The sequence below is a fragment of the Halarchaeum rubridurum genome, from assembly GCF_014647115.1.
Lineage (GTDB): Archaea > Halobacteriota > Halobacteria > Halobacteriales > Halobacteriaceae > Halarchaeum > Halarchaeum rubridurum.
Map to the genome: position 1 here is coordinate 78,705 of NZ_BMOO01000001.1, position 18,036 is coordinate 96,740.

Annotated in this window: 25 protein-coding genes; 15 read left to right on the top strand and 10 right to left on the bottom strand. The window is 70.7% G+C overall.

Features of this window, described 5'->3' with window-relative positions; all coding sequences use genetic code 11:
• Window positions 1-18: 18 nt before the first annotated feature.
• The 5 genes from IEX84_RS00400 to cyaB form a co-directional block, all read right to left on the bottom strand.
• Window positions 19-666: a hypothetical protein gene (locus tag IEX84_RS00400; protein ID WP_188869002.1), complete on the bottom strand. Its 648-nt coding sequence runs from the start codon at window positions 664-666 to the stop codon at window positions 19-21.
• Window positions 667-713: 47 nt separating this feature from the next.
• Window positions 714-1,163: a DUF5804 family protein gene (locus IEX84_RS00405; protein WP_188869003.1), complete on the bottom strand. Its 450-nt coding sequence runs from the start codon at window positions 1,161-1,163 to the stop codon at window positions 714-716.
• Window positions 1,160-2,368, bottom strand: a complete 1,209-nt coding sequence (locus IEX84_RS00410) for a tRNA sulfurtransferase (RefSeq protein WP_188869004.1) — start codon at window positions 2,366-2,368, stop codon at window positions 1,160-1,162. Before IEX84_RS00410 ends, IEX84_RS00405 begins: the two co-directional genes overlap by 4 nt.
• A 154-nt stretch (window positions 2,369-2,522) precedes the next feature.
• Window positions 2,523-3,743: a methionine adenosyltransferase gene (locus tag IEX84_RS00415; RefSeq protein WP_188869005.1), complete on the bottom strand. Its 1,221-nt coding sequence runs from the start codon at window positions 3,741-3,743 to the stop codon at window positions 2,523-2,525.
• A gap of 90 nt (window positions 3,744-3,833) precedes the next feature.
• Complete coding sequence (gene cyaB / locus IEX84_RS00420; protein WP_188869006.1) at window positions 3,834-4,361, bottom strand: class IV adenylate cyclase; 528 nt, start codon at window positions 4,359-4,361, stop codon at window positions 3,834-3,836.
• Between the two features lie 202 nt (window positions 4,362-4,563).
• Between cyaB and IEX84_RS00425 the strand changes: the two genes are divergently transcribed.
• Together IEX84_RS00425 and IEX84_RS00430 are read left to right on the top strand one after the other, a co-directional pair.
• On the top strand, window positions 4,564-4,767 hold the full coding sequence (locus IEX84_RS00425) for a DUF7511 domain-containing protein (protein WP_188869007.1): 204 nt from the start codon (window positions 4,564-4,566) through the stop codon (window positions 4,765-4,767).
• Window positions 4,768-4,837: 70 nt separating this feature from the next.
• Entirely contained in the window at window positions 4,838-5,779 is a 942-nt protein-coding gene (locus tag IEX84_RS00430; RefSeq protein ID WP_188869008.1) for an FKBP-type peptidyl-prolyl cis-trans isomerase, read from the top strand.
• 267 nt (window positions 5,780-6,046) lie between these two features.
• Here IEX84_RS00430 and IEX84_RS00435 read toward each other — a convergent pair whose 3' ends face one another.
• Together IEX84_RS00435 and IEX84_RS00440 are read right to left on the bottom strand one after the other, a co-directional pair.
• Window positions 6,047-6,673, bottom strand: a complete 627-nt coding sequence (locus IEX84_RS00435; RefSeq protein ID WP_188869009.1) for an RAD55 family ATPase — start codon at window positions 6,671-6,673, stop codon at window positions 6,047-6,049.
• A 27-nt stretch (window positions 6,674-6,700) separates the two neighbouring features.
• Window positions 6,701-7,312, bottom strand: a complete 612-nt coding sequence (locus IEX84_RS00440) for a nucleotide-binding protein (protein WP_188869010.1) — start codon at window positions 7,310-7,312, stop codon at window positions 6,701-6,703.
• A gap of 73 nt (window positions 7,313-7,385) precedes the next feature.
• Between IEX84_RS00440 and pyrB the strand changes: the two genes are divergently transcribed.
• The 6 genes from pyrB to IEX84_RS00470 all read left to right on the top strand — a co-directional run bounded on the left by pyrB (window position 7,386) and on the right by IEX84_RS00470 (window position 11,653).
• Window positions 7,386-8,309, top strand: a complete 924-nt coding sequence (gene pyrB / locus IEX84_RS00445; RefSeq protein ID WP_188869011.1) for an aspartate carbamoyltransferase — start codon at window positions 7,386-7,388, stop codon at window positions 8,307-8,309.
• Entirely contained in the window at window positions 8,306-8,770 is a 465-nt protein-coding gene (gene pyrI, locus IEX84_RS00450; RefSeq protein ID WP_188869012.1) for an aspartate carbamoyltransferase regulatory subunit, read from the top strand. The genes pyrB and pyrI overlap by 4 nt, the downstream gene beginning before the upstream one ends.
• A 231-nt stretch (window positions 8,771-9,001) precedes the next feature.
• Window positions 9,002-9,832, top strand: coding sequence for a hypothetical protein (locus IEX84_RS00455; RefSeq protein ID WP_188869013.1), 831 nt, complete (start codon window positions 9,002-9,004; stop codon window positions 9,830-9,832).
• 253 nt (window positions 9,833-10,085) lie between these two features.
• Window positions 10,086-10,946, top strand: a complete 861-nt coding sequence (locus IEX84_RS00460) for a TSUP family transporter (protein ID WP_209590302.1) — start codon at window positions 10,086-10,088, stop codon at window positions 10,944-10,946.
• Between the two features lie 45 nt (window positions 10,947-10,991).
• On the top strand, window positions 10,992-11,177 hold the full coding sequence (locus IEX84_RS00465) for a DUF1918 domain-containing protein (protein ID WP_188869015.1): 186 nt from the start codon (window positions 10,992-10,994) through the stop codon (window positions 11,175-11,177).
• 59 nt (window positions 11,178-11,236) lie between these two features.
• Window positions 11,237-11,653, top strand: coding sequence for an RNA-binding protein (locus IEX84_RS00470; RefSeq protein WP_188869016.1), 417 nt, complete (start codon window positions 11,237-11,239; stop codon window positions 11,651-11,653).
• 18 nt (window positions 11,654-11,671) lie between these two features.
• On the opposite strand, the gene IEX84_RS00475 is transcribed toward IEX84_RS00470, so the two are convergent.
• Window positions 11,672-11,860, bottom strand: coding sequence for a DUF7501 family protein (locus tag IEX84_RS00475; RefSeq protein ID WP_188869017.1), 189 nt, complete (start codon window positions 11,858-11,860; stop codon window positions 11,672-11,674).
• A gap of 93 nt (window positions 11,861-11,953) precedes the next feature.
• On the opposite strand from IEX84_RS00475, the gene IEX84_RS00480 reads away from it, so the two are divergent.
• The 4 genes from IEX84_RS00480 (at window position 11,954) to IEX84_RS00495 (ending at window position 14,842) form a co-directional block, all read left to right on the top strand.
• Complete coding sequence (locus IEX84_RS00480; RefSeq protein WP_188869018.1) at window positions 11,954-12,658, top strand: RNase P subunit p30 family protein; 705 nt, start codon at window positions 11,954-11,956, stop codon at window positions 12,656-12,658.
• 18 nt (window positions 12,659-12,676) lie between these two features.
• Window positions 12,677-13,156, top strand: a complete 480-nt coding sequence (locus IEX84_RS00485; protein ID WP_188869019.1) for an Rpp14/Pop5 family protein — start codon at window positions 12,677-12,679, stop codon at window positions 13,154-13,156.
• Window positions 13,157-13,162: 6 nt separating this feature from the next.
• Window positions 13,163-13,939 carry an archaeal proteasome endopeptidase complex subunit alpha gene (gene psmA, locus IEX84_RS00490; RefSeq protein ID WP_188869020.1) on the top strand — a complete coding sequence of 259 codons (777 nt, stop codon included), beginning with the start codon at window positions 13,163-13,165 and terminating at the stop codon, window positions 13,937-13,939.
• A 177-nt stretch (window positions 13,940-14,116) separates the two neighbouring features.
• Complete coding sequence (locus tag IEX84_RS00495; protein ID WP_188869021.1) at window positions 14,117-14,842, top strand: ribosome assembly factor SBDS; 726 nt, start codon at window positions 14,117-14,119, stop codon at window positions 14,840-14,842.
• Between the two features lie 30 nt (window positions 14,843-14,872).
• On the opposite strand, the gene IEX84_RS00500 is transcribed toward IEX84_RS00495, so the two are convergent.
• Window positions 14,873-15,511, bottom strand: a complete 639-nt coding sequence (locus IEX84_RS00500; protein WP_188869022.1) for a helix-turn-helix domain-containing protein — start codon at window positions 15,509-15,511, stop codon at window positions 14,873-14,875.
• Window positions 15,512-15,559: 48 nt separating this feature from the next.
• On the bottom strand, window positions 15,560-15,880 hold the full coding sequence (locus IEX84_RS00505; RefSeq protein ID WP_188869023.1) for an FUN14 domain-containing protein: 321 nt from the start codon (window positions 15,878-15,880) through the stop codon (window positions 15,560-15,562).
• A gap of 96 nt (window positions 15,881-15,976) precedes the next feature.
• Between IEX84_RS00505 and IEX84_RS00510 the strand changes: the two genes are divergently transcribed.
• The 3 genes from IEX84_RS00510 to IEX84_RS00520 all read left to right on the top strand — a co-directional run bounded on the left by IEX84_RS00510 (window position 15,977) and on the right by IEX84_RS00520 (window position 17,986).
• Window positions 15,977-16,288 (top strand): DUF7116 family protein, encoded by a 312-nt coding sequence (locus IEX84_RS00510; protein ID WP_188869024.1) that lies wholly within the window; start codon window positions 15,977-15,979, stop codon window positions 16,286-16,288.
• Window positions 16,289-16,348: 60 nt separating this feature from the next.
• On the top strand, window positions 16,349-16,903 hold the full coding sequence (locus IEX84_RS00515) for a mechanosensitive ion channel domain-containing protein (RefSeq protein ID WP_188869025.1): 555 nt from the start codon (window positions 16,349-16,351) through the stop codon (window positions 16,901-16,903).
• Between the two features lie 159 nt (window positions 16,904-17,062).
• Window positions 17,063-17,986 carry a metal-dependent hydrolase gene (locus IEX84_RS00520; protein WP_188869026.1) on the top strand — a complete coding sequence of 308 codons (924 nt, stop codon included), beginning with the start codon at window positions 17,063-17,065 and terminating at the stop codon, window positions 17,984-17,986.
• Window positions 17,987-18,036: the final 50 nt, after the last annotated feature.

The window sequence follows — 18,036 nt, forward strand, 5'->3', positions numbered from 1 at the left end:
GACGGTTTCGCCGTCGCGTCAGAGCCCGAAGTGCGCGTCGCGCGCGACGACCTCGTACCCCTGCACCGCGAGCGCCTCGTCGCGGTAGCGTTCGGCCACGAGCTGCTGTGGGACGCGCCGGAGGCCGAAGCGCCGCTCCGCGTCGTACTCGACGTCGACGACCGTCCCCTCGCCGTCGTCGCGGATTGTCGCCGTGTACGTCGCCCACGCGGACCCATTCGCGGTGACGTCGAGTTCGACGCGGCGCGCGCCGTCGTCCGTCTCCGAGACGTGCGTCTCGACGGCCATCTCGATGGAGCGGAGACCGAAGAGGTACGAGACGGGATACGTCGCCCCGTCGTCGGCGGGGACGACGCCGTCGGCGACGCCCCACTGGAGCGCGAGCACGGGCGGCGTCGGCCCGGCGAAGCTCGCGGCGACCGTCTTGGGATCGGCGTCGGTTCGGAGGCGGATCGTGCCGTTCGACGTGAGGATCGGGGCGCGGGCGACGACGAGGAGGACGGCCGCGACGCCGACCGCGGGGAGGAGCGACGTCGCGGCGTACGCGGCGAGGAAGAGCGCGACCGCGAGAACGACGACGAGGGCGCTGAGCGGGCGTTCGCGGCGGAGATAGCGTTCGGCGACGGCGCGCGCTTCCGGGGGCCGGTCGGCGTCGGGGGAGGGCATCGTCCGAGGTGAGCGCGCCCGGACGGGTAGCTCTTCGGGGTCGGCCGCTAGTGGAACTCCTCGCGGGTCACGCGCACGACGACGGTGTCGTCGTACTCGCTGCGCTCGTACGCGCCCTCCTGTGCGTCGCCCCGGAGGACCATCGTGGGGTCGACGAGGCGGCCGTCGTCGACGCCGTAGACGCGGAGGCGGTTCACGGCCTCCTCGGGATCGGCGTCGCCGTCGCGGAGTTCGCGCGCGAGCGGCCGGGAGAGCCACTCGCGTTCGCTGACGCTCGGGTCGCGGACGAAGGCGTCGCGCGAGACGCGCGAGAGGTACCAGTCGAGGTCGTTCAGGAGCGACACCGCGGTCCCCAGGCTCATCGTCTCGACGACGAGCGCGTTCGTCCAGGGGTACGTCGGGTCGTAGGTGGCGAGGGCGCGATAGGCCGTCTCGTAGGCGTAGAGGTCGTCGGGGAGCGCCGCGTCGTCCTCGGCGACGATGCAGACCTCAGTCACGGCGACGCCTCCGGTTCCGGTTCGACGGCCACGGGTTCGACGGAGACGATGTCGCGGTCGGCGGCGGCCGCCGCGGCGAGGTCGAGGAGGTCGTCGGGTTCGGCGGCGACGACGCGCTCGGCGGACGCGGCGGTCGCGGGCTGTGCGGGCGCGAGGCGGTCGCAGCCGACGTTCATCGTCGCGTCGCGGTACGTGCCGAGGTCGCGGGCCCGCGCGATGACGTCCTGTTTGTCCCACGAGAGCAGCGGGCGATGCACCGGGAGGTCGCTCGCGCCCGCGACGGCCGCCATGTTCGCGGTGGTCTGACTCGACTTCTGGCCGATGGCTTCGCCGGTGACGATGCCGACCGCGCCGACGTCGCGGGCGACGTGCTCGGCGACGCGGTACATGAAGCGCCGGAAGGAGAGCATCCGGGTGTTGCCGACCTCGGCGTCGAGGCGCTCGACGGCCTCGCCGGCGGGGACGCGCCGGACATCGAGGTCCTGATCGGGGGCCCAGGTGGCGAGGTGTCGCACCGTCTCGACGGCGCGGGCCTCGTGGTCGGCCCCCCCGTACGGCCCGAGGTCGAGGTAGACGGGCACGACGGGCGCGCCGCGCTTCATCGCCAACCACGCCGCGACGGGCGAGTCGATACCCCCCGAAACGAGCGCGACGAGCGGCTCCTGGGTGCCGAGCGGCATCCCGCCGGGACCGTCCCGCTCTTCGAGGTAGACGAACGCGCGGGCGTCCCGACACTCCACGCCGAAGGTCAGGTCGGGGTCGTCGAGGTCCACCTCGGGGTCGAACTCGTCCTCGACGGCCTCCCAGACGGCCTGCCCGCCCTCGCGGCCGATGTCGTGGCTCCCGAAGTCGTGTTCGCCCGCGCGGCGCGCGTCGACGCCGAACGTCCCGCCGCGGTAGTGCTCGCGGGCGATGCGCGCGAGCGCGTCCGTGATGGCGTCGAGCGAGGCGTCGACGACGCGCGCGGGGCTCGCGGAGACGACGCCGAAGGTGTCCGTCGCGGCGGCGGTCGCGGCCTCGACGTCGGCGGCGTGGACCACGAGGCGGCCGTACTCGCGTTCGACGCGCCCCTCGATGCCGCGCGCGTCGAGGTGCGATTCGAGATTCGCCGCGAGGCGCTCCTCCATGCGCGTCTGGACGGAGCGGCTCTTGATGCCGATGTCGCCGTGGCGAACGAGTACGGCGTCGGCGTCCGGCGGATGCATGGCGCGAGAGACGAGCGGGCGGACCAAAGGCGCGTCGCCTCCGGACGAAGCGGTTCACTCGCGCGGGAGGCGCGAGACGTGAGTGACCCCGCAGTGCGCTTCTGGTGGAGCGTTCGTCGAGCGTACCCGCGGGGCGCGCCCGGCAAGCGGCCCGTTAGAAGGTGCCGAGTTCGCCGTCGATGACGCGCTGGGTGATGGAGGTGACGTCGGCGAGTTCGGCGTCGACGATCTCGCGGACGTCGGCCTCGATGTCGTCGACGGTGACGTCGTCGTCGGTGACGACGTGGACGTCGGCGACGTGGGGTTGGTCGATGGGGCGGCCGATCTGGCTGAGGAGCCGAACGCGCAGGTCGCGGATGCCCTCGACGTCGGCGACGACGCTCTCGGCGATCTGCGTGGAGAGGAGGTTGTATATCTTCCCGATGTGGTTGACGGGATTCTTGCCCGACGTGGCCTCCATGCTCATCGAGCGGTTCGGGGTGATGAGCCCGTTGGCGCGGTTGCCCCTACCCACAGAACCGTCGTCGCCCTGTTCGGCGCTCGTGCCGGTGACGGTGAGGTAGACGGAGCCCTCCTCGTAGTCGTCGGCGGTGTTGACGTGGACGGTGACGTCGCGGTCGGTGTAGTCGGCGGCGAGGGACGCGACGGTCTCGCGGACGCCCTCGACTTCGGCCTCGTAGGCGTCGAGGTCGGGGACGTGGCGGTCGACGAGCGCGACGGCGACGGTGAGGTCGATGTGGTCGCCCTCGCGTTTGCCCATGACCTTGACGTCCTGCCCGATGGCGGGGTTGTCGTCGTGATAGGGGCCGTTGAGGTGGCGTTCGGTTTCGAGGACGAGCTCCTCGGTCTCGGTGAGGGGCGCGTGACCGACGCCGAAGGAGGTGTCGTTGGCCTCGGGGACGTGCTGTTCGTCCTCGCCGAAGACCTCCTGCAGGTCGCCGGAGCCCTCGCCGAGGCGGACGTCGACGACGACGTCGGTTTCGAGGTCGAGGGCGGGGAGGGTCTCGCGGAGGTAGTCACGGGCGGCCTCCAGGGCGATGGCGTCGACGGGAATGTGGTGTTCGTCGCCAGCCTCGTCGACGTAGTGTTTGGTGGCGCGCCCGACGACGAGGAGGTAGACGGGTTCGACGACTTCGCCGCCGCCGAAGGCGGGCGCGGCGGTACCGGCGACGAGTTGGGTCTCGTCGGTGTTGTAGTGGAGGACCTTCCCGACGCGGTCGAGGTAGGCCTGCGCGAGGGCCTCGGAGACGTGCTCGGCGACGCCGTCGCAGATGGAGTCGGGGTGGCCGACACCCTTGCGCTCGACGATTTCGACGGTCTCGTCCTCGACGGCACCGCGCTCGATGGGCTGGACGCGGATGTTCCGCTCGGTCATTACCCACCCTTCGCCGTCGCCGGTTCTATAACTTGCGGAAACGAAAACGACCTCAAATATGCTCCGCGGTTATGTCGACGGTCGCGCGGGCTACTCCAGGAGGAGGCCGAGGTAGGAGGTCCGGACCTGTTCGTTCGGGTCGAGCCCGAGACGGCGCAGGACGTCGAAGGCACCCTCGCGGGCGGACGCGACGTTCTCGCTCTCCCGTTCGACCTCGACGAACTGCCCGAGGCCGGTGACGTCGTCGAGGACGACGGTGTAGTCGTCGTAGGCGTAGTACGTCCGGGTCTTCTCGACGGTCGCGGCGGGCGTGAAGCCGACACCCTCGAAGATCGCGCCCGCGTCCGCGCCGTCCTCGACGCCGGTCTCGACCTCCTCGCGGGTCTTCGACTCGCTGTCGACCTTCGGGCCCTTGTAGGTGATGCGGGCGCGCTCGCCGTCGTCGTCCGTGACGCGCCGGACGCGAAGCGCCTCGTCCGTCTCGGCGAAGTCGCGGTGGGGCGCGTCGTAGTAGGTGTCGACCTGTTCGACCGTCTCGCCCCGCTCCGCGCCGACCGACGCCAGCGCGTCGCGGACGTCGCCGTGGTCCGCGGGCACCTTCACTTCGACCTCGTACATGCGCGAGGCGTCGGACGGTAGGGGCAAAAGCCGTCCGGAACGCCCCGATGTGCCCGCGGCGCGCTCGGGGCGCTCGCGGGACGGCGCGGCGGTGCGACCGGCGCGGCGGTTCGGTGGCGAGACGGCGCGACGAACGACTATTGAGTCCTCCGTACCCCTCTTAGCAGCCTTCTTACCCGATGACGGCCCACCCACGAGTGGGATGTCAGCAGACTCCGCCGCCGGCGACGCGCCGCGTCCGACCGTCCCCGCCCCCGACCACGCGCTCGAATCCGTCGTCGTCCGACAGGAGCGCGGCCCGGACCGCTGTACGTGCTACCCCGCGGACGCCGACGAGGCGACCCGGCTGACGACGTGGCTCTCCGTGAACGCGGACGTGCTCCGGGACCTCGAAACGATGCGCTGACCGGCGCGACCGGCGCGACCGGCGCGGGAGAAACGTGATTCTTAAGGGTCGAACGGGTGTCCGTGTGCGTATGAGCGACCAGCAAGAGGCCGAGGCGGCCGACGACGCAGACGCCGAGGAGCCCGAGGGACTGCAGGCGGGCGACTTCATCGAGCTCGCGTACACCGCGCGCACCGTCGAGGACGGCGACCTCGTCGACACGACCGACCAGGAAGTCGCCGACGAGGAAGGCGTCGACACGGGCGACCAGGAGTTCTCCCCGCGCACCATCGTGCTCGGTGAGGGCCACATCTTCGAGCCGGTCGAGGACGACATCATCGGCAAGGAGGTCGGCGACACGGGCACCGTCGTCGTCCCCGCCGCGGACGCCTTCGGCGAGTACGACGAGAGCGAGGTCCGCACGGTGAGCGCCGAGAAGATTCCGGAGGACGACCGCTACCCCGGCGCGCACGTCGACATCGAGGGCCAGCACGGCCACGTCGAGACGATCATCGGCGGGCGCGCCCGCGTCGACTTCAACCACATGCTCGCCGGTCAGGACATCGAGTACCAGTACGAGGTCCTCGGTGAGGTCACGGACCGCGTCGAGAAGGCCCAGGGCCTCCTCAGCATGTACTTCGACGTCGACCTCGACATGCACATCGAGACGGACGAGGTCGAGGAAGAAGTCGAAGTCGAGAGCGAGGACGAGGACGAGGAGCCCGAGTTCGAGACGGAGACCGTCGAGAAGGAGACGCTGTACATCGAGCAGAGCCCGCAGCTCCAGTTCAATCAGCAGTGGATGATGGGCAAACAGCAGATTCTCCAGCAGGTCATGGACCAGATCGACGTCGATCGCGTCATCGTCCAGGAGATCATCGACGGCGGCGGCATGGGCGGCATGATGGGCGGCATGGGCGGCATGATGGGCGGCATGGGTGGCGGCGAGGAGGACCTCGGCGACATCGAGGACGCCCTCGAAGACGCGGACGTCGACGCCGACGAGATCGTCGACGAACTCGACGAGGAATAGGTCGGCCCGCAGGGGCGACCGAACAGCCGAACGGGGAGCGAATCGGCCCGTGAGGAATAGAGCGGCGCGCGAAGCGGACCGCAGTTTGCGAGCGGGGAGCAGGGCGACCCGCGATGAGTAGGCGACGCCTCGCCGACGCTCGTCGTCGCCACTCACCGAACGGAGGGCGCCGCGGGCGCGATGCGTGAGGAATAGGTCGACCCGAAAGGGCGACCGAATTCGGCTCGCGGTTCTGGTTCTCCCGCTTTTCGACCGCGAAGCCGCGCGTCAGGCGATGTCGCGCGAGGTGTCGATGCCGACGCGGTCGCCGAGGTTGAGCTTGATGGTCTCGTCGAGAGCGTTCCCGCCGCGGAACTTCAGCACGGAGAGCGTGTTCTCGACGTCGCCGCCGGCAATCGTCGTCTGGAGGCGGAAGGCGACGTCGGCGATGTGGACCGTGGTATCGCGGAGGTCGGGGACGTGGTCGCCGCGGAGCCCGTGGAGGACGGCGACGCTGCCCGTGTTGTGCATGTGGTTCTGGAGTTCGGAGAGGAACGTCTCGTAGCGGGTGCGTTCGGTCCGTTCGAGGGTGTCGACGGGGTCGATGATGAGCGTCTCGCCCTCGCCGACGTTCCGGAAGAGCCGGCGGCCGTCGTCGAGGGGCGCGTCGCTCGACAGGTAGCGGACGTCGGGGGTCTCCTGGGGGACGGCGGCGCCATCGAAGGCGTCGACGACGGCGTCCTCGGTCCGGTCGGCGGTGAGGTAGAGGGTGTCGCGGGCGGCGGCGAACTCGTGGAGCAGCAACTCGCCTTGGCTCGCCGGGGGCGACTCGTAGACGAGCAGACTCCCGGCCGGGAGCCCACCGTCGAGCTTCCGGTCGAGAACGTCGATGCCCGTGGGGAGCCGGTCCGCCATGCTACCGAGATAGGGGCGATGCTATTGTTAAGGGTTCGGACCGATTACCCCGGCGACGCGGTCGTAGGCGGCTTCGACGGCCGCGTCGGCGAGCGGGGTCGCGGAGGCTGGCACGGGGACGGCCGGGGCTTCGACGACGCGCTCGATGCCGGTCACGTCGCCCGTGGTGGCGACGACGACGCACGCGGCGACGGGCGTGCCGAGCGCGCGGGCGAGGGCGGCGCTCTTCAGACCGTCGCGGACGGCATCACGGTCGGCGGTCACGACGACGACGGCGCTATCGGCGGCGGCGAGGGCCGCGCCGACGTCCGCGCCCGCGCCCGCGGCGGTGTCGACGAGGACCGGTCGGTCGGTCGGGAGGTCGTCGAGGTACGACTCGGGGGCGGCGTCGCCGCCGGCGAGGACGTCGGTCCCGGGCGGGACGCGGGCGGGTTCGACGCACGCGTCGAGGGGCGTCCCGGAGGCGAGGGCGGCGACGCCGCGTTCGCCGGACGTACCGGCGCACAGGTGGCAGTTCGGCATCCCGCGGTCGGCGTCGGCGACGAGCGGCCGGCGGCGCTGGCGGACGTATGCGTCGGCGAGCGCGAGCGCCGTGGTGGTCTTCCCGACGCCGCCCTTCCCGCCCGCGATGGCAAGCATGGCCGCGGGTGGGACCCCCATCCGGCAAGAAGGTTCGGGACCTTCAAGGCCGCAGCGCGCGCGGATACTGACGATGCGCCACGACCACCTGCTCACCGCGAAACAGCTCTCGCGGGCGGACATCGAGACCGTCCTCGAACGCGCGCGGGAGTTCGCGGGCGACCCCGCCGCGCACGCCGAGCGACACCCGGGCGCGCTGCTCGCGCTCTGCTTTTTCGAGCCGAGCACGCGGACGAAGATGAGCTTCGAGACCGCGGCGAAGCGTCTCGGCGGCGACGTCATCGACATGGGGGCGGTCGAGGACTCCTCGGTGAAGAAGGGCGAGTCGCTCGCGGACACGGCACGCGTCGTCGAGGGGTACGCGGACGGAATCGTACTCCGCCACCCGAGTCAGGGCGCGGCGCGGATGGCGAGCGAGTTCGTGGACGTCCCGCTCGTGAACGCGGGCGACGGCGCGGGCCACCACCCGAGTCAGACGCTGCTCGACCTCTACACGATCGACGAGAACGCGGGTCTCGACGACCTGACCATCGGTATCATGGGCGACCTGAAGTACGGGCGGACGGTCCACTCGCTCGCGCACGCGCTGACGAACTTCGACGTCCGCCAGCACTTCGTCAGCCCGGAGAGCCTGCGCCTCCCGCGCTCGGTGCGGTACGACCTCCACGAGGCGGGCGCGAACGTCCGCGAACACGAGGACCTCGACGCCGTCCTCCCCGAACTCGACGTGCTCTACGTGACCCGAATCCAACGCGAGCGCTTCCCGGACGAGGAGGAGTACGAGGCGGTGGCGGGCGAGTACCGAATCGACGCGGAGACGCTCGAACGCGCGCGCGACGACCTCGCCGTGATGCATCCGCTGCCGCGGATCGACGAGATCGACCCGGAGATAGACGAGTCGCCGAACGCGACGTACTTCGACCAGGCGCACAACGGCGTCCCGGTGCGGATGGCGTTGCTCGACCTCCTGCTCGAAGCGGGGGGTGATGCGGCATGACGGAGAAGGACACAGAACTCCGCATCTCGAAGATTCGAGACGGGACGGTGATCGACCACGTGCCGGCGGGGGAGGCCCTCCACGTCCTCGCCATCCTTGGAATCGACGGCAGCGGCGGCGAGGGCGTCAGCCTCGGGATGAACGTCCCGAGCGAGACGATGGGCCACAAGGACATCGTGAAGGTCGAGGGCCGCGAGATGAGTCAGGCGGAACTCGACGTCCTCTCGCTCATCGCGCCGGACGCGACGGTCAACATCGTCCGGGATTACGCGGTCGCGGAGAAGACCGAAATCGAACCCCCGGAGCAGGTCGCGGGCCTCCTCAGCTGTCCGAACCGCCACTGCATCACGAACGCGGGCGAGCCCGTCGAGACCCGCTTCGACGTCCTCGACGAGGGCGTCCGCTGTGCGTACTGCGAGACCATCGTCCGCGAGGAGATAACGGACCACCTCGCGGTCTGAGGCGGGCGAGACCGGCGTCCCGAAAAGGTATAGTGGCGCGACGTGTAGCCACTGAGTATGCGCACGTCCGTCAAACTCGCCCTCGCACTGGCCCTGATCGTCCTCGTCTACAAGCTCGTCGCCGGCGGCGCGCCCGAGGACGACATCGACCGCATCGACTGATCGGCGACCGCGCCCTCCTCGTTTTCGCGGAGCGAACGCTTTAGGCGGCCGGAACCCCCACCCGCGTACATGTACGGCATCGTCACGCGGAACGCCGAGGAAGTGGAGTGGCCGGAGTTCGACGTCGGGTTCTACGAGGTCAAGCGCGTCACCGGCCAGCACGGCGAACCCGTCGAGGGTGCCGTCAACCTCGTCTCCTGTTTCGCCGATACCGCGAGCGCCGCGACCGAAGAGGACGTCGTCGCCGTCGACGCCGCGGGGCGGCCCGCGACGACCGACCACCCGGCCCTCGACGCGGGGCACGTCTGCCCGAGCGACGAGGGGTACCGGAACGGCCTCTACGAGGTTATCGAGGCCTGCGCGCGCGCGAGCGACGGCGTCCGCCTCGACGAGGTGGGGTTCCCCGGCTCCGAGTTCTGTCACTGCGAGCGCTGCGAGGCGGCGTTCGCCGAGAGCGAGTACGAGGAGCGGGGGACGTGGCGCGCGTCGGTGCTCACGTCGTTCGTCGCGGGGGCGCGCGAGCGCGTCCCGGGCGACCTCTACGTCACGCTCCACCCCGACCCGTACCCGGGCCACCTGCGCGAGCGGTCGGGAATCGACCTGGAGGCGCTCGCCGCGCACGTCGATGAGTTCGTCGTCCCCCTCTACGACACGGCGTACGGGACGACGTACTGGCTGGAGAGCCTCGCCTCGGGGTTCGCGGACCGACTCGCCGACCTCGACGTCCGGCTCGGCGTCGAGCTCTACGCGGTCGACCCCGAGGTGGACGCGCTCGCGGACGCCGCGGAGACCGTCGCCGAGCACGCGGACGGCGTCTACTTCGGCTACCAGTCCGGGAACGCCCGCGCGGTGTTGCGCCGTTGGGACGCCGAGGCGCGCGAGGGCGTCGAGTGGGGGTGACGCGGGCGCGCCACGTCGCAATACTGGCCGGGAGCGACGACGGACGACCGCGTGGTCGTGGGCCGTCGTGCGACGCCGACGAGCGGTGTGACCGGCCCGTCGGGACGTCGACCCGCGTCGTGGGTCCGCGCGGTGGCCGCCCGTTCTGAGGGGGTTTCGTGTCTCGGGCGTTTGTGAGGGGACAGTGAGTTCGTCAACGCGTGCCTCGACGTTCGTCACGAACCTCCGGGAGTTGCGGTACCGCGAGCTCCTGATGGCGTTCGCGGCGCTCGCCGTGCTCGCCGGGAGCGTCGTCCTCTTCCCGGGGACAGAGAGCGTGACGAAGGGTATCCAGAGCGGCGTGACGCCGCTCCTGTTCGCGTTCCTGCTCGTCGTCGCGGTGGTCGCGGGCGCGGTGAAGGGCGCGGTCGGCTTCGGCTACGCGCTCATCACGACGCCGATATTCGCGTCCGTCATCGACCCGACGATGGCCGTCGTCGTGCTGGCGATCCCGCCGTGGATGATAAACGTCTTCCAGATCGGCGAGACGAACACCGGCCTCGCGTACGTCCGACGCGAGTGGCAGCTCGTCGCGCTCGCGCTCGTCGGGAGCGTCGTCGGCGTCTACGTCCTCGCGTCGGTCTCGACCGGCCCGCTCGTCCCGTTCGTCATCGGCGTCATCCTGCTCGGCTACGCGGCCTATCAGGTGACGACGTCGTTCGTCGTCGTGGAGGGCGCACACCACCCGGTGCTGCTCGGGGTCTTCGGGCTCCTGGAGGGCTTTTTCCTCGCGGTGGCGAACCTCGGGCCGCTCCTCCCCGCCTACCTCCACACGTTCGAGCGCGACCGCGAGCGCTACATCGGCGGGCTCTCGATGGTGTTCACGGTCGTCTTCACGGCGCGAATCGTCCAGATGGCGTTCTTCACGGACCTCCTGACGACGTATCGCCTCTGGCTGGGGTGTGCGCTCGCCGTCGTGACGCTCGTCGGCCTGCTCGCGGGGACGGCGCTGCGCCGCGTCGGCTTCGACGAGCGGCGCTTCGACTGGGTCGTGACGGCGATGCTCGTCGTCATCGGGCTGAACATCCTCCGCAAGACCGGCCCGGCGGTCGTCCGCCGGCTCCTCGGGGCCTGAGGGCGAATCGGGGCGCTTTTGCGTGACCCACACCGAACGCGGAGTATGAGCTTCGAAGAAGGCGATTCCGTGGTCCTCAACGACGAGCACAGCGAGTTCGACGGCGAGACCGGCGAGATTACGCAGAAGGTCGAGACGATGTTCGGCGACGCGAACTACACCGTCGCCTTCGAGGACGGCCAGGAGCAGGGGGTCCCCGAGGACAACCTCGAAGCCGCCGACGAGGCGTAAGCCGTCGCGCCGACGCCGAGAGTCGCACCCTTTTGCCGCTCGGGCCCCTCCGGGCGCGTATGAGCGTCCCCTTCCACTACGTCGACCTGCGTACGTTCTGCTACGACACGGAGGACGAAGCGCGCGTCGAGCGCGCGCTACGCTACTTCCTCCCCGAGGAGTTCGAGGTCCAGCGCGCGGAGAGCACCGGCCACAACGGCGACCGAATCGTCGTGCTCTCGGCGCGCGTCGAGAAGGCGGACGACGTGCGTCACGTCCTCGACCGACTCCGCGAGGGCGCGGACGTCGAGCGTCTCCGCGAGGAGCTCGACCAGCGCGTGAACGAGAACTGCGCGTTCATGGCGCACCTCGACAAGCAGGCGGCGTTCGGCGGCGAGGCGCGACTCGGCGAGGGCATCTCCTTTCGCGCGAAGGTCGAGGCCTACCCGGCGAAGCGCGAGGCCGCCGTGGAGAACGCCCGCGACGCGCTCGCCTGAGTCGGGGCATCCCGGCCCTCACGCCATCCACTCGCCGCCGACGTCGTCGGCGACGTTCTCGCGCCACGCCTCGAAGGCCTCCTCGCACTCGGGGTTCGCCTCGATGTGGTCCATGAAGCCCGCGCCGCCGTCCGCGATGTCGGCACCGCACCACGGACACTCCTGCGGGTCGTCCCAATCGACGTCGACGGGGTCAACGTCCGTCATACGCGACGGTTCGCCCCCGCGGTCCAAGAACGTAGTGGCGGACCGGGTGGCGAGACCGCACCGTTTTAGCGCGCGCCGGGCGTGCCCCCACGTATGTACGAGGCGGTCACGGCGACGCCGGACGGGGAGAGCACGGTGCGGCGCTTCGCCGCGACGGCGGCCCGACAGGGGTTCGAGGGCATCGTCGTCCGGAACGCCGACGCGGCCGACCCCGCGCTCGACGCGGCGGCCGTCCGCGAGGCTCACGACGTCGACGCCGTGGACGCCACGGCGGTCGTCGCCGACGACCCAACGGAGGCGAGTGGACCGCTCAGTGAGGCGCGCCGGGCGCACACCCTCCTCTGCGTGCGCGGCGGGACGCCGAAGCTCAACCGCTTCGCCGCCGAGGAGGAGCGCGTCGACGTCCTGACGAAGCCGATGGCGGGACGTGGCGACGTCAACCACGTCATCGCGCGGGCCGCGGCCGACCACGACGTCCGCGTCGAGTTCGACTTCGGGCGGGTGTTGCGCGCCTCGGGCGGGCCGCGAGTGCAGGCGCTGCGCGGCCTCCGGAAGCTCCGCGAGCTCGTCGAGCAGTACGACGTCCCCTACGTCGTCTCGGGGTCGCCGACGTCCCACCTCGAACTCCGCGCGCCGCGCGAGCTCCGCGCGCTCGGAGAGGCGGTCGGCTTCGACGCCGCACAGGTCGAGACGGGCCTCGCGGAGTGGGGCGTCCTCGCCGAGCGGAACCGCCACCGACGCTCCGCCGACTTCATAGCGCCGGGGCTCGAACGCGGACGACATGAACAGGAGCGGTGAGGCACGCGCGAGGCAACCGTGAAACACCTCCCGAAACACCTCCGGCCGCGCTGGCGCTACCTCCTCGTGGGAATCGAGGCGTGGCCGGACGCCGACGTGGGACGTCGGGACTTCCAGCGCAGCGTCTGGTTCGCCGCGCAGAACCTCCTCGGGGACGCGACGAGCGCGGACGCGGACCTCCGCGTCCTCGCCTACGAGTTCGGCGACGGGGAGGGCGAGGCGGTCGTCCGCGCCCGCCGGGGGTACGTCGATGAGGCCCGGGCGGCGCTCGGGTGCGTCGACGCCGTGCGCGACGACCCCGTCGGGATACACGTCAGGGGCGTCTCCGGCACGGTCCGTGCCGGTGAAGAAAGGTATTTAGGACGCGCGCGTGAAAATTCGGCAGAGGAAGCCGTCGTGTTCAGGAACGCCACCGCGCAGGCCGTCAGCCGCGACGGCCTGGTCGACGTCTCGTCCGAGGGTGGGTTCGTGGGCGCGACTCGCGCTGATTTGGAGTGACACATCATGCAGGGACAAGCCCAACAGCAAGCGTACGACCGAGGTATCACTATCTTCTCGCCCGACGGCCGGCTCTATCAGGTCGAGTACGCGCGTGAAGCCGTCAAGCGCGGGTCGGCCTCCATCGGCGTCCGCGCCGACGACGGCGTGGTGCTCGTCGTCGACAAGCGCATCCGCTCGCCCCTGATGGAGGAGACGAGCGTCGAGAAGATTCACAAGGCAGACAACCACATCGGCATCGCGTCCGCCGGGCACGTCGCCGACGCCCGCCAGCTCATCGACTTCGCGCGCCGCGACTCGCAGGTCAACCGCGTGCGCTACGACGAGCCCATCGGCGTCGAGAGCCTCACGAAGGACATCACCGACCACATCCAGCAGTACACGCAGGTCGGCGGCGCGCGGCCGTTCGGTGTCGCGCTCCTCATCGGCGGCATCGAGGACGGCGAGCCCCGCCTCTACGAGACCGACCCCTCCGGCACGCCCAACGAGTGGAAGGCGCTCGCCATCGGCTCCGGGCGCGACGACATCCAGCAGTACCTCGAAGACGAATACAGCGAGGACGTCGCGCTGGAGGACGCCGTCGGCCTCGCCCTCTCCGGTCTCGGCCAGGTCCACGACGAGGGCCTGACGCCGGAGGGCATCGGCGTCGCCACCGTGGACGCCGAATCCGGCTCGTTCATCGAGCTCACCAACGACGAAATCGAGGAGTACCTCGTCGCCAACGACCTCCTCGCCGACGAGGAGGACGAAGAGGACGACGCGGACGACGAGCAGGCCGAATAACGCCACCCCCCTTCCCCGCTTTTTCGAGTCGCGTAGTGGCGACACCGGCCTCGAGGAGAGCCTCGCCGTCGCGTGGTTACCTCACTGCTCACGGTTTCACCGCTCGCCATTCCGTGATTCCCGCGGAACCACGTCTTCCCCGGAAAGGCCTTCAACCGTCCGCCGCAACTGTCGGACATGATTTCGCTCGACGAGGCCGTGACGGCCCGCTTGGAGTCGCACGGCGAGCGCTTCGAAGTGCTCGTCGACCCGGACGCCGCCCTCGCCATCAAGCGCGGGGAGTTCGACGGCGAACTGGAGGACGTCATCGCGGCGCGCGACGTCTTCGAGAACGCCTCGCGGGGCGACCGGCCCGCGGAGGAGGACCTGGAGGAAGTGTTCGGGACGACGGAGCCCATGGAGATCATCCCGGAGGTCATCGAGCGCGGGGAGATTCAAATCACCGCCGAGCAGCGCGAGGAGATGCAGGAGCGAAAGCGCAGGCAGCTCGTCAATACCATCGCGCGCAACGCCGTGAACCCCCAGATGGACAACGCGCCCCACCCGCCCGAGCGCATCGAGTCCGCGCTCGAACAGGCGGGGTTCACGGTGGACCCGATGGAGCCCGTGGAGTCGCAAGTCGACGACGCGCTCGACGCTCTGCGGCCCGTCATCCCCATCCGCTTCGAGGAGGTGACGGTCGCGGTCAGCCTCCCCGCGGACTACGCGGGCTCCGGCCAGGCACAGATACGGGAGTTCGGCGAACTCGAACGCGAGGAGTGGCAGAGCGACGGCTCGTGGGTCGGCGTCCTCACGTTCCCCGCGGGGATGCGCAACGACCTCTACGACCTCGTCGCCGAGGTCACGAGCGGCGAGGGCGAGACGCGCGTCATCAAGGACAAGGACGAGCTGAGCACGCGCTGACGCGCCGCGCGTGTCCAGCATCGCGGCGGCTCACACGCCGTCGAGGTATCGTTTCACGATGCGATTTTCCGCGCGGGTGAGGACGCCGCTGAGCGTCGACTTCGCCACGCCGGCCTCGTCGGCGAGGTCGGTGAGCGTCGTGTCTCGCGGGTCGTCGTAATACCCCGCCTCGGCGGCGAGAGTGAGGAGTTCGCGCTGGCGGTCGGTCAGGGGGTCGGTCTCGGCGTCGCGTTCGGCGTCGTCGCGCACGCGGTCGAGGCGGTAGTCGACGCCGCGGGCGTCGAGTTCGTCGCCGAGGCGGGAGAGGTCGGCGTGCGAGGCGGTGAGCGTCCAGTTGGCGACGCCGTCCTCGACCTCGAAGGGGAGTTCGAGGGGGACGCGGGCGGAGCGGAGCGCGCGCAAGAGGAGAGGCGCGCGCGTCTCGAAGCGGACGAGGAGCCCGTCGTCGTCGTGGTGGAGGACGTCGACGGCGCGGAGGACGTCCGAGGCCGCGACGCGCTCGCGGACGGCGTCGAGGTCGGGGCCGGTAATCTCGACGAGGCCGACGCCGCCGTCGTCGGTGCCGGGGAACGCGGCGAGCACGCGAAATCGTACGTCGGGGTGGCGGCGGGAGATGGGCCGCACCCACATCCCCTCGGGGAGTTCGACGGCGAGTTCGGCGCTGATCACGGCGGCCGTTGGGGCCGCACGGCGTTAACGGCCGCGCTCTCGGGCCGTCTACCCCTTCCGGAAGCCGAGGAGGAAGCCGCCGGTGAAGCCGGCGGAGACGGAGAGCGTCGAGAGAATGGACATCGCCCACGAGGGCGGCGTCGAGGACGCGGCGTCCTGGCCGGCGCTGACGAGGCCGGCGGTGAGGCGGTCCCACTTCACGACGAGGATGCCGCGCGATTCGAGGAAGGCGAAGAGCGCGAGTTCGACGCCGACGAGGACGGCGACGAGTTTCGCTATCTTCTTCGCTGCGAACCCGGTGAGAGCGCCGATGACGGCACCGGAGCCGAGTTGAAGGCCGAGCTGGCCGGGGTCGATACTGAGAGCCATACCGTCGCTCGGTCGCCTCGGCGCATCACTCTTGTGGAGGCTGGACGCGCGGGGCGCAACAACAGTTATTACCCATGCGCCCCAACACCGTGATAGATGGTATCGAGTGCCATACCACCGTCGGACGAAGCGCGCGAGATATTCACCGACCTCGGCTACGAAGTCACCGGGGACGCCGAGAACAGCTTCCGCGCCGCACGTGAGTGGAAGGAGATCGACGTGCTCGCCGTGACCGACGAGGTACGCACGTATGGCGGCGACAGGATGCGCTGTTTCGTGACGTGGAACGACCACGTCGAGCGGCTCGAACGCGCGCTCGCCGCCGAGGAGCACGACGCCGAGTGGGCGGTCATCGGCGTCGCCGAGGACGGCGACTACGAGGTCGCACGCGCCCCGCCGACCGCGTGAGGCACCGGTACCGCCACACCCGACCGTAGCTATTTGTCCAGTCCGCCCGACGGACCGGGCGTGCCATCGCTCACGACCGTCGTCACGGACACCCTCTCGCGGTTCGTCGCGGGAATCGTCGCCGCGCTCCCGCGACTCGTCACCGGACTCGTCTTCCTCGTCATCGCCGCCGTCGGCATCCGAATCGCCGTCTGGGCGGCCGCGAGCGTCGTCTCGCGCACCACCGACCAGCCCATCTACGTCCAGTTCGTCCGCACACTCGTCGGCGTCTTCCTCTGGTTCGGCGCGCTCCTCGCGTTCCTCACGCTCGTCGGCCTCCCCGGAATCGCCGCCGCGCTCGGCACCGCCTCCGGCTTCCTCGCGCTCGGCGTCTCCTACGCCCTCAGCGGGATGCTCGCGGACGCCGTCGCCGGCGTCTACCTTCTGCGCGACCCCGACTTCAATCCCGGCGACCGCGTCGTCGCCGGCGACACCGAGGGGACGGTCCGCGAGATCGAACTCCGCAAGACCCGCTTCGCCGTCGACGGCGACGTCGTCGTGCGCGCGAACGCCGAAATCGAGAAGAAGTGGCGAAAGAAGGGCGAGGGCGACGACGGAGGGGAGACGACGGCGTAGCCGGTCCGCCACCGCGTCCGCGTTCCCTCGGCACGTCCCTCGACCGTCCCATTCCGCAACCGTCCCGTCCCTCCGCCGTCCCGTCCCCAGCTTCGGCCCGCCCCAGAGGGTGTCTCGCACGGCGAACGACCTAAACGCGTCCGTCGCCTTTCAGCGCCTATGTTCGTCGGACACGAGACGGTCGCGTTCGCCCTCGTGGCGCTCGCCGCCGCCCGCTACGGCCTCGGCCGCGAGCGCGCGCTCGCGCTCGGCGTCGCCGCCGGCTGTTTCGCCGCCGTCCCCGACGTCGACATGGCGTACGCGCCCCTCGGGCTCCTCACCGTCCACAGCGCCGACGCGCTCGCCGCCGCGAACGCCTTCTGGGGCGCGAGCACCGAGGTCCATCGCGCCGTCACGCACTCCCTCGTCGTCGCGCCGCTCGCCGCCGCCGTCTTCGCGCTCGCCGCCGCCCGGGACCGCCCCGTCCGCGTCGCCGCCGCCGCGGGCGCGCTCGCGCTCCCCGTCGGCGCGCTCGCCGTCTCCGGCGTCCTCGCAGGGGCCGTGATGGCGCTCTACGTCCTCGCGGGCGTCGCCATCGCGCTCCTCGCGCGCCGGCGTCTCGCCCTCGGCCCGCGTGCGCTGGCCGCGACGGCGCTCGTCGGCCTCCTCACGCACCCCTTCGGCGACCTCCTCACGGGGACGCCGCCGGAGTTCCTCTACCCGCTCCCGTGGCACCTCCTCGCCGCGCGCCCGACGCCGTTCGGCGACCCGACGCTCGACCTCCTCGCGGCGTTCGCGCTCGAACTCGCCTGCCTCTGGGCGGGCGTCTACGCCTACCACCGCGTCACGGCGACGCCGCTGCGCGAGCACCTCCACGGCCGGGCCGCCGCCGGGGCCGCGTACGCGCTCGCCGCGCTCGTCATCACGCCGCCGACGCTCGACGTCTCCTACCACTTCGTCTTCAGCGTCGTCGCCGTCGGCGCGGTCGGCGTCGTCGAACCGACGAAGCGCCGCCTCCCCGACCTCCCGAGCGCCGCCGTCACCGGCCTCGCGGCCGTCACCGTCGCCGGCGTCGGCTACACGCTCGCCTATCTCCTCCTCTGAGCGGGCCCACCCGACACTTTTGTAACACGGCCCCGCGAAGCGTCGCCGAA

Coding starts and splice junctions, on each gene's coding strand:
- IEX84_RS00460 (WP_209590302.1), top strand. CDS start 10,086: ATGGCGTTCGCGGCGCTCGCCGTGCTCGCCGGGAGCGTCGTCCTCTTC.
- IEX84_RS00410 (WP_188869004.1), bottom strand. CDS start 2,368: ATGCATCCGCCGGACGCCGACGCCGTACTCGTTCGCCACGGCGACATC.
- IEX84_RS00510 (WP_188869024.1), top strand. CDS start 15,977: ATGGTATCGAGTGCCATACCACCGTCGGACGAAGCGCGCGAGATATTC.
- IEX84_RS00440 (WP_188869010.1), bottom strand. CDS start 7,312: ATGCTTGCCATCGCGGGCGGGAAGGGCGGCGTCGGGAAGACCACCACG.
- IEX84_RS00400 (WP_188869002.1), bottom strand. CDS start 666: ATGCCCTCCCCCGACGCCGACCGGCCCCCGGAAGCGCGCGCCGTCGCC.
- pyrB (WP_188869011.1), top strand. CDS start 7,386: ATGCGCCACGACCACCTGCTCACCGCGAAACAGCTCTCGCGGGCGGAC.
- IEX84_RS00475 (WP_188869017.1), bottom strand. CDS start 11,860: ATGACGGACGTTGACCCCGTCGACGTCGATTGGGACGACCCGCAGGAG.
- IEX84_RS00415 (WP_188869005.1), bottom strand. CDS start 3,743: ATGACCGAGCGGAACATCCGCGTCCAGCCCATCGAGCGCGGTGCCGTC.
- IEX84_RS00465 (WP_188869015.1), top strand. CDS start 10,992: ATGAGCTTCGAAGAAGGCGATTCCGTGGTCCTCAACGACGAGCACAGC.
- pyrI (WP_188869012.1), top strand. CDS start 8,306: ATGACGGAGAAGGACACAGAACTCCGCATCTCGAAGATTCGAGACGGG.
- IEX84_RS00425 (WP_188869007.1), top strand. CDS start 4,564: ATGTCAGCAGACTCCGCCGCCGGCGACGCGCCGCGTCCGACCGTCCCC.
- psmA (WP_188869020.1), top strand. CDS start 13,163: ATGCAGGGACAAGCCCAACAGCAAGCGTACGACCGAGGTATCACTATC.
- IEX84_RS00505 (WP_188869023.1), bottom strand. CDS start 15,880: ATGGCTCTCAGTATCGACCCCGGCCAGCTCGGCCTTCAACTCGGCTCC.
- cyaB (WP_188869006.1), bottom strand. CDS start 4,361: ATGTACGAGGTCGAAGTGAAGGTGCCCGCGGACCACGGCGACGTCCGC.
- IEX84_RS00435 (WP_188869009.1), bottom strand. CDS start 6,673: ATGGCGGACCGGCTCCCCACGGGCATCGACGTTCTCGACCGGAAGCTC.
- IEX84_RS00480 (WP_188869018.1), top strand. CDS start 11,954: ATGTACGAGGCGGTCACGGCGACGCCGGACGGGGAGAGCACGGTGCGG.
- IEX84_RS00430 (WP_188869008.1), top strand. CDS start 4,838: ATGAGCGACCAGCAAGAGGCCGAGGCGGCCGACGACGCAGACGCCGAG.
- IEX84_RS00455 (WP_188869013.1), top strand. CDS start 9,002: ATGTACGGCATCGTCACGCGGAACGCCGAGGAAGTGGAGTGGCCGGAG.
- IEX84_RS00495 (WP_188869021.1), top strand. CDS start 14,117: ATGATTTCGCTCGACGAGGCCGTGACGGCCCGCTTGGAGTCGCACGGC.
- IEX84_RS00520 (WP_188869026.1), top strand. CDS start 17,063: ATGTTCGTCGGACACGAGACGGTCGCGTTCGCCCTCGTGGCGCTCGCC.
- IEX84_RS00470 (WP_188869016.1), top strand. CDS start 11,237: ATGAGCGTCCCCTTCCACTACGTCGACCTGCGTACGTTCTGCTACGAC.